Here is a 1,081-nt window from a genome sequence, read left to right on the forward strand (position 1 = left end):
GTAGGCGCTGCCGAAGGCTGCGATCTTTTGCTTTATGGTCTCATTGCTTGCCCAACGCAAAGTTGGGCAAGTCTCCCACCGGTTGATTGAACTGGTAGGGAATCGACACCAGCCCCAACCCGGTATTGCGCTGCACCACGAAATGCAGGTGCGGACCTGAACTGTTGCCGGTGTTGCCCGACAACGCCAGCGGCGTTCCCACCATCACCCGTTGCCCCTCCCGCACGCTCACCGAGCCTTTTTGCAGGTGCAGGTACACACCCATGGTCCCGTCATCGTGCAGCACCCGCACGAAGTTGCCCGACGGGTCGGTGCCACGGCCGGTCTGGTGATTTTCCGTCTTGACCACCACACCGCCGCGCGCCGCGATGATCGGCGTGCCCTCGGGCATGGCGATGTCCATGGCATAACGGTTTTTCGGGCCATAGTGGCTGTATTGCCCGTTGGCCCCTTGGCTCAGCCGAAACGGACCGCCACGCCACGGCAGCGGGTATCGATAGGCCTGCGCCGTGCCTGCAGGGTCGCCCAGGGAGTATTCGAACCGTGGGGTGTACACCAAAGGCTTTCCGGGGTGCGTGGCCGTGAGCAGCGCCAGACGCAGGTTACTGCGCGCCGGCAGCACCCGCCGGATCGGCCGGCTCGGTGCCCCGCTGACGTTGCGTAGACCGGCAAAACTCAATTCGATCTCCACAGGCGCGTACAGGTCGTTGCGCACGAACACCGCGTCCGCGCCCTTCTGTTTCTTGATATCGAGAAACACCTGGCGCTCGAGACGTTCAACCATGCGATCACGGAACACGAACACCTGCGCACCCTTGCTGGGGCGGTCGCTGTAGGACACCACGCCATTGGCATCGGTGGATTTGTAGATCGTCATCGCCACGGCCGAGGTGGAGGCCAGGACAAGACCACAGGCAAACAGCAGGGGCAAAAACATGGGCAAAAATTCTGTCGAAATGAAGGCCTGCACTGCAGCCTAGCAGCTGGATGGACCAGCGTAGTCGACGGATGTTTCAAAATGGGTTGGCCGATAGGGCTCTATTGCCGCTGGTGGCCCCATCGCGAGCAGGCTCGCTCCCAC

1 protein-coding gene is annotated in these 1,081 nt (G+C 62.0%); it reads right to left on the reverse strand.

Translation table 11 applies throughout. From position 1 onward, the window contains the following. Nucleotides 1-40 precede the first annotated feature (40 nt). The gene (locus HU811_RS26995; protein WP_186659161.1) at nt 41-937 is read right to left on the reverse strand and encodes a peptidoglycan DD-metalloendopeptidase family protein; all 897 of its coding nucleotides are present in this window, start codon (nt 935-937) and stop codon (nt 41-43) included. Nucleotides 938-1,081: the final 144 nt, after the last annotated feature.

Source organism: Pseudomonas tehranensis, assembly GCF_014268615.1.
GTDB lineage: Bacteria > Pseudomonadota > Gammaproteobacteria > Pseudomonadales > Pseudomonadaceae > Aquipseudomonas > Aquipseudomonas tehranensis.

Bases quoted from the DNA above. Each gene is read 5' to 3' on its own strand.
- HU811_RS26995 (WP_186659161.1), bottom strand. From the start codon at position 937: ATGTTTTTGCCCCTGCTGTTTGCCTGTGGTCTTGTCCTGGCCTCCACC.